Source organism: Vibrio sp. 1F279 (genome assembly GCF_041439815.1).
Lineage (GTDB): Bacteria > Pseudomonadota > Gammaproteobacteria > Enterobacterales > Vibrionaceae > Vibrio > Vibrio tasmaniensis_A.
This window is the reverse complement of the sequence record NZ_JBGOOU010000001.1, coordinates 403087-410536: the sequence shown is the minus strand read 5'-3', so window position 1 is coordinate 410536 and position 7450 is coordinate 403087. Positions and strand designations below refer to the sequence as shown.

The following is a 7450-nucleotide window of genomic DNA, read 5'->3' as shown; positions in this document are numbered from 1 at the left end:
AGCAGATCAGATCGTAGGTTCTGGATTTAGTTCCATTGAATTACGCAACAAAGCCACTTGCTCTTTGAACTTTCACTTGCTTAACCGCAATACGAAAAGCTTTTGACTCTGTAATGGACGGATCGCCTAAATATCGGACCATAATAGATTGCGAACGTCCAGGCTCTATAATTGCAGTTACTGGAATCACTAATAGCTCGTCATCTGCAGGCGTCGTGGTCTCTTTTCCGTATTCATTCATAGTCATAAATACTGGAGACAGTTCGACTGTGAGTGGTTCGGTAGACGAATTCTCAACCCTCATTGTCATTTGAGCTCTTTTACCAAGTGGCGTCATCTCCATAGACATCGGCTCTACTTTGAACGCATGAGCTGACAAACAAGTGAGTGACAATAATAAGAGAACAGTCCATTTATGCATGATCCATTTATACATCGCGATGAGCTCCAAATTAAACTAGAGTCGTAATACAACTGAGGTTAAGTTTTAATACAACAAAGGCTTAGATGAAGTCGGAGGCCAAATAATAGCCCCCGACTTATTCAACCTCTAATTTGAGGTGATATTTACGGTTAACGTATCTGAATAACCACCTGCCCATGGGGAGGTTTCTGTTGTCACAATATCAATGGACGCGGCAACACCAGTCGCCAATACTCCTGAACCACCATAAGAGTTACTGATTGAAACGTCATTTAGGCCTGGGCCTCCTGGCGCATTAAGCGTGAAAGGAGCTAAGCCTGAAGGGTTAAATGTTGCTTCGTATGTAAGAGCGTAGTCTTCGCTATCATCGGACTCTAGACCACCCTCAGCACTCGTCAGTGTTACAGTTGCACCATCGACGTCATTACACTTCATGTTAAGGCCACTAACAGAAAGGTTTTGAATTTGAGATACATTACCAAAGTCCATCAGTTGTGTTGAAAGACCAGTAACTTCACATACAGGTGAAACAAAACCAACTAGCTGGACATCACCAGGAGCGGCTTGAACTTGAGCACCAAAAATAGCTGTGACTGTTGCTGCGTAGAGTCACAGCTTTTTCATTAGAAATTCCTTTATCTTAAATGATTGGCTCGAATACTGCTGAGCGTATGTTGTTCTGCAGATACATTGCAGAGCTTTTACTTGGTCACGCTATGAATCGAAGGGTAAACTTCGATCTCAATAACGTCTTGATAATAACCCGCGAAACGCAAGCTATTTTCGAGTGCTACCCTAAGGCTCCCCTGTTGAGAGAAAGGAATAACACCAGAACTGTTTATCATTACTGGTGAAGTAAGTTGGCTGCTGTGCCTACTTTCATAAAGACGAAGCTCGTCTATTTGTAATGACAGATTATAAGTTTCAATAATATCAACCCCTTGGTGTTGATATTTTAAGCCTCCATATTTTGAATTAATCGTTATACCCAACGGACGGTTACAATACATATTAAAAGGCAATAGTTGCACATCACGGCGTTCCGTAAACTTCATGACATTGCCAGAAAAGAAATTTATTTCGCATCGGTCTTTGATCTGGCCATTAATTCCTAACGTTAAGGTGTTAGCACTGGTGTAGAATGAAAGTGACAGACTAAAAATTAACGTTGAGACGATGAATTTGTGAATAAATACGAATGCTCTAATCATCATTTCACCTCTCATTGATTGAATGTAACCTGTTGCTTAACTTTCAAAACTATAAGTGCTTTAAAAAATGGTGAAGTAGTAAAAAAAGTTTATTATTTAGACGAAGTATGAGTTTTAGTATGAGTTTAAGGTAAGGTATAAATAGTACATTTTTAGATAATAATTTTGTTTTCAATTAGATAGGCAGTTTTTGACCCACAGTTAAATTTACGAGTGGATTTTTATTAATTGATAAAATTAGAACTATGGTCTACGGCGTTATTTTTAGTGAATTTTTCGATGGATTATTCTTCCAGGAATATTTTATTTTTAGTTTTATTCACTGGTTTATAATTTGAATGTGACGATTTTTAATTGTAATATTGAAAAGTGGCTATCTATATTAGTTGGTAATTTCTATTTAAATTAGCCTCTTACGATGTTTTTTTAGAATTGGTGTGTTTTATTCTTAAATACCGTACGCGTGGCAAGTAAAAATTAAATTATTACGATTAAATTATTTGATTTTATCGTGCATGAAAAATTTAATCTCACAAATGAAAATCGAAATTTAACGATAATTTAATACTTAAACGCAGGTTTAATACATAGAAGGTATTCACATAGGCCAAAACAAGATTGCGTTCTGTTGCAGTTAATTTAGTTGAGTCTATTAGGCAGATTAGTCGGTATAGGTGAGGTGAATGATTATTTTAAAAGACTAAAGCTTCGTAAGGGAAGCTCTAGTCTTAATTGCTTTAATGCGAATCTTGTTCAGCGTTAAAGCGCACTTTCCAACTTAGTTAGGAAAGTCGCGATGTCTTTTGAACTGATATCTCTATGAGTAACAAAACGTACAGGGTTACCTGGTGACATTGTAATGCCTTGCTCTCCTAACTCCCGTGCGATACGGTTAATATCAATCGACTGATCTAACTTCGCAAACACAATATTAGTCTGAATGAAATCAGGGTTAACTGAGAAACCTTCTAACTTGCTTAGACCAATCGCTAGTTTTTTTGCGTTTTCATGGTCTACTTTAAGTTGAGCCACGTTCTCCGTGAGCACCATTTTACCTGCTGCAGCAAGAATACCAGCCTGACGCATACCACCACCGACCATTTTACGCAATCGACGAGCTTTAGCGATGTACGCTTTGCTACCAAGAAGTAGAGAGCCAATCGGAGCACCCAAACCTTTTGATAAACAAATTGTCATCGAATCGAAGTGTTGTGCGATCTCTTTAATGTGAACATCTAGTGCAGCCGCCGCGTTATAGACACGCGCGCCATCTAAGTGCATTTGCAGGCCGTATTGGTTTACGAACTCACGCGCTTCCGCTAGGTAAGAGACTGGCAGCACTTTACCATTGATTGTGTTTTCTAAACTAAGAAGCTTAGTACGAGCAAAGTGGCTGTCGTCTGGCTTAATCGCAGCAGCAAGCTTTTTAAAATCTAACGTGCCGTCAGGGTTGTTCTCGATTGGCTGAGGTTGAATCGAGCCTAATACTGTAGCGCCGCCAGCTTCGTATTTGTAGTTGTGCGCTTGTTGGCCACAAAGGTATTCGTCACCACGCTCACAGTGCGCCATTAAACCCAGTAGGTTGGCCTGTGTGCCGGAAGAAGTGAACATAGCCGCTTCAAAACCGGTTTCATTTGCAGCCCATTGTTCCAGTTCGTTGACGGTTGGGTCATCGCCATATACATCATCGCCTACTTCTGCATTTGCCATTACATCACGCATAGCTTGCGAAGGTTTAGTTACGGTGTCAGAACGAAAGTCCATGTTTATCTCCTAGAGTACTATTAGGTAGTCATATAATTGGCTATAGATGGCCACATAGTTGGGCTTTGCTTAAACAAGCGATGGTTTTGGTATCGGTAATTTGATCGTTGCGAATTTTATGTTGCAGTTCTTCCAAGCTAAGTTCGATAACCTCTATTACTTCATCTTCATCACATTCAAAGCGGGTAGTAAGGCTTAAGTCTTTTGCGATGAACAAGTGTTGGATCTCATCACAGAAGCCAGCTAAAGGGGTAACTTGTCCCAAGCTCTGGAAATAAGTTGCACTGTAACCCGTTTCTTCTTCGAGTTCGCGTTGTGCACATTGAAGAGGTGTCTCATCAATTTCCATCGTGCCAGCAGGGAGTTCCAAAAGCCATTTTTTAAGAGAAGGACGAAACTGGTTAATGAGGATGATTTTTCCAGACGAAGTGATAGGAAGAATAACGGCCGCGCCGGGGTGGTTTATTGTTGTATGTTTTACCACGACGTTCGTAGGGAGCGTCACGTTCTCTTCTATAAGAGAAATACTTTTCCATTGATGGATAACTTTACTCATGCAATCTGGCCACTTTCCTTGCCAATTTTTCTTATAACTGAAGACGTGTACCACCATAACGTCTATGGTGTCGAAAATAAAAGAAAAATTAGGGTTAACAATAGATTTAGTTTCACACCATTCGTGATGCTACTCTCATAATTGGAATCTATGATTGCGCGAAAATTGCAGCTTAACCATCTGATATAAAGGCAACTCAATAATAAAAGATACTTGTAACAAAGTGCTAACAAATGTATAAAAACGTATCTACACTCTCAACTGTTCAAAGATTTTCGGAGTAACGCATGAACCCTTCTATTTCCTCACATGCTGACAAGGCGCTACTCTCTGAAAGAATCAATAAATTAGCGCATGCTCTCTCTGATGGCGTTTATGAAAGAGAAGACACCATTAAGCTTTGTTTACTGGCGGCTCTGGCTGGCGAAAGTGTGTTCCTATTGGGCCCTCCGGGTATCGCAAAAAGCCTTATCGCTAAACGCCTCATCCAGGCTTTTGACAACAGTAGCTACTTCGAATATTTGATGACACGTTTCTCTACTCCTGAGGAAGTGTTCGGCCCACTAAGCATTCAAGAATTAAAAGACAACGGTCGTTACGTAAGGCTGACCGAAGGCTACCTACCAACCGCGCAAGTTGTATTCCTTGATGAGATCTGGAAAGCAGGCCCTGCCATTCTCAATACGTTACTGACTGTGGTTAACGAAAAGACATTTAAAAACGGCGCAGACATTGAGCGTGTGCCTATGCGCTTGTTGGTTTCAGCGTCTAATGAACTTCCTGACGAAGACAGTGGACTAGAAGCACTTTATGACCGAATGTTAGTTCGCGTGTTCGTCAACCGTATTCAAAACAAACAAAACTTCAAATCGATGCTAACGACAGGTACTTCTCAAGAAGCCGTCATTCCAAAAGGGTTAGCGATTACAGACATTGAATATCATCAATGGCAGAAAGAACTCGATAATCTGGAGTTGACGGATAATTCGTTTAACAAGTTATTTGAGCTAAAAACCATGCTTGAAGACACGGTTAAGAAGCAAGGCTCAGCGTCAGAGTCGGATTTGTATGTTTCGGACAGACGCTGGAAGAAAGCGGTTAAACTATTGAAAGCGAGCGCATTTTTCAGTGGCCGTGATAGCGTTAACCCGCTCGATATTATGCTTCTTCAAGATTGTTTGTGGCATAGCCCTGAATCTCGCGATGTGGTTCGTAGCGTTGTAAAAGATTTTGCGTTGAACCGAGCGTTTGATCAGCAAGAGTCGAAATCTCAAATTGAAATGTCTCGTGAAGAGCTAGAAGAGATTCAAGATGATGTTGAATCGACTCTGTCGGTGTCGCTCTCAGTGGAGTCAACCAGTGGCTTACGACGTAAAGACGTTTACCAACATGATATCAAGAACGCGAAAATGTACAGCGTCGGTAGCGCATACAATCTTATTAAATTGGTTATGCTGCAAAGCAATATGTCGGTGTCTGAATCTGAGAAAGGCGATAGTCGTTGGGTGTATGTAGCCAAAGATGATTTTGACCGCGTTCTAAAAGAAGGTCATGGCGACATTTATGGTTACGTAAACGAAAACAAAAATCTATGCCGCTTAAAGCTCGACTTGGATGCATCGAATCAATTAGTGATCAAAGATATTGCTAATCGTTCTGTATTGGTGAGTGTGGTGACTACTGACGGTTTAGATCAAGAACTGTATAACAAGTGGTTGAACGGCGCTGAGAAAGCCCTAGAACAGTTAACTGCAGCTGAATTCAAGTTAAAAAGAGTACGCACTGAATTCCATGACGCATTACCGCATAACTATATTGACCCTGATTTACCGAAAGCGATGGAATCAAGCTTACAGGCGGTAACACAAGAGCTTGAAACGACAAAAGTGAAGAGTAGCAAGATCGCGCAACGCATTAAGTTCATGAGTCAGTACTTTGAGTAAGAGGGGGAGCATATGTTAGGAGCTGACGGCTTAAACCTCGCTTTGATGGTGGCTGACTCTGGTATCATTGATACCGCGATGAATGATCTTATCGCTCGTTCTCAAGTGATGATGGCTGCTGAGAATAAAGGTGTGAAAACATCAGTCAAAAACCACTTAGTTAAATGGCGCGGTAAAGTAAAAAAACGCGTCACTAAAGTGTGTGAAACCGACCGTTTCCAAGAGGAAATCGCACTTTACCAAGAAGTGATTTACTGGGATGAATCTCAGTTTTTTGACGAGATTGATCGCGTTATTAAGAAGCTGGAGTGGCACTCAGCATTTTATCTACAAGCAAGACGTTTGATGGAAAACAATAAAGGTGTTTATAACGCGATGTTTCCACATTACTTTTGTGATCAATGGTACCAATCGCTGTCAGATGCCATCAAACAAGCTCAAGTCACCGAACTCGAAACAAGCAAAGAAAAAGTCTTAGCTGATCTTTATCAGCGCATGGAAACCATGAAAAACATGGACAAAGTGACAGAGTCGGGCGATGAAGGCAGTGTAGGGCGTTTGTGGGACATGGCATCGGCCAAATTAAGCAAAACAGACCTAACCATCATGAAGCGCCACGCTGAGTTTCTGAATAAGCACAAGGGTTTGCAAGAGATCGCAGAAAAGCTAGGCCGTATGGCTGGTGAGGAAGATGACCCTTCGCTACACAAAGCCCCTGTAGAAGAACTACAGATGGTTGAAGAGAAAAGCGATGAAGCAGTCGATGATATTGTTGGGATTCATGAAAGTGATGATCTCAACAAGATGCTGCCAAACGAAACCATGTTTCTCGCTTACCCTGAACTTGAGGTTATCTTTTATAAGCACTTGGCCGACAAGCGTTTATTGAGCTATCGTTCGCAAGGTAAATCACGGACATTACGTAAAGTGAAAGCGCAAAAGCCTGATAGCAAGAATATCGATATTGAAAAGGGCCCGTTTATCGTCTGTGTCGACGCTTCGGGCTCTATGAGTGGTTTCCCTGAGCAGTCAGCTAAAGCAATGGCTTATGCTTTGATGCAAATCGCTCTTGCGGAAGAGAGAGACTGTTACGTGATTCTGTTCTCTTCTGAGCAGATCACCTATGAGTTAACAAGGCAAGATGGCCTGCGTGAAGCGAGTGACTTTTTAAGCTACTCATTCCATGGCGGTACAGATTTAGAACCTGTTCTGATGAAGTCGATTGATTTGATGACGGGTGACAAATACAAGAACGCAGATTTGATCGTGCTTTCTGACTTTATTGCTCCTAAGCAGTCTGATGAAATGATTGCTCAGGTTGAAAAATTGAAAGAGCACAAAAACCGTTTTCATGCGGTTAGTCTTTCGAAATATGGCAACCCACAACTTATGACGATGTTTGACCATTGTTGGGCTTACCATCCAAGCCTCGTTGGCCGCTTCATGAAGAAGTGGTAGCGGTAGAACATCTTATTTAAATCGTTTTTGCTGTGTGTTTTTTGATTGAAGAGATCGAACATGCAGCAATTTGATTTAAATGTCAGCAAACAGA

General features: G+C 41.2%; 6 protein-coding genes and 1 pseudogene. 2 read left to right on the top strand and 5 right to left on the bottom strand.

Features of this window, described 5'->3' with window-relative positions; translation table 11 throughout:
- Window positions 1-55: 55 nt before the first annotated feature.
- The 5 genes and pseudogenes from ACED60_RS01790 to ACED60_RS01770 all read right to left on the bottom strand — a co-directional run.
- A pseudogene (locus ACED60_RS01790) lies at window positions 56-436 on the bottom strand (molecular chaperone); the annotation flags it as partial.
- 114 nt (window positions 437-550) lie between these two features.
- Window positions 551-1009, bottom strand: coding sequence for a hypothetical protein (locus ACED60_RS01785; protein ID WP_371726786.1), 459 nt, complete (start codon window positions 1007-1009; stop codon window positions 551-553).
- Between the two features lie 116 nt (window positions 1010-1125).
- Window positions 1126-1650 (bottom strand): hypothetical protein, encoded by a 525-nt coding sequence (locus tag ACED60_RS01780; protein ID WP_012600556.1) that lies wholly within the window; start codon window positions 1648-1650, stop codon window positions 1126-1128.
- A gap of 744 nt (window positions 1651-2394) precedes the next feature.
- On the bottom strand, window positions 2395-3399 hold the full coding sequence (ltaE, locus tag ACED60_RS01775) for a low-specificity L-threonine aldolase (RefSeq protein WP_371726778.1): 1005 nt from the start codon (window positions 3397-3399) through the stop codon (window positions 2395-2397).
- A 40-nt stretch (window positions 3400-3439) separates the two neighbouring features.
- A complete protein-coding gene (locus ACED60_RS01770; protein ID WP_009845430.1) occupies window positions 3440-3955 on the bottom strand; it encodes an NUDIX hydrolase in 516 nt (171 codons plus the stop codon).
- 287 nt (window positions 3956-4242) lie between these two features.
- Between ACED60_RS01770 and ACED60_RS01765 the strand changes: the two genes are divergently transcribed.
- Window positions 4243-5898 carry an ATPase RavA domain-containing protein gene (locus tag ACED60_RS01765; RefSeq protein ID WP_012600558.1) on the top strand — a complete coding sequence of 552 codons (1656 nt, stop codon included), beginning with the start codon at window positions 4243-4245 and terminating at the stop codon, window positions 5896-5898.
- 12 nt (window positions 5899-5910) lie between these two features.
- Window positions 5911-7356 (top strand): ATPase RavA stimulator ViaA, encoded by a 1446-nt coding sequence (gene viaA / locus ACED60_RS01760; RefSeq protein ID WP_009845428.1) that lies wholly within the window; start codon window positions 5911-5913, stop codon window positions 7354-7356.
- The last annotated feature ends 94 nt before the right edge of the window (window positions 7357-7450 follow it).

Excerpts from the sequence above, each read along its gene's own strand:
- ltaE (WP_371726778.1), bottom strand. The coding sequence starts at position 3,399 with ATGGACTTTCGTTCTGACACCGTAACTAAACCTTCGCAAGCTATGCGT.
- ACED60_RS01770 (WP_009845430.1), bottom strand. The coding sequence starts at position 3,955 with ATGAGTAAAGTTATCCATCAATGGAAAAGTATTTCTCTTATAGAAGAG.
- viaA (WP_009845428.1), top strand. The coding sequence starts at position 5,911 with ATGTTAGGAGCTGACGGCTTAAACCTCGCTTTGATGGTGGCTGACTCT.
- ACED60_RS01765 (WP_012600558.1), top strand. The coding sequence starts at position 4,243 with ATGAACCCTTCTATTTCCTCACATGCTGACAAGGCGCTACTCTCTGAA.
- ACED60_RS01780 (WP_012600556.1), bottom strand. The coding sequence starts at position 1,650 with ATGAGAGGTGAAATGATGATTAGAGCATTCGTATTTATTCACAAATTC.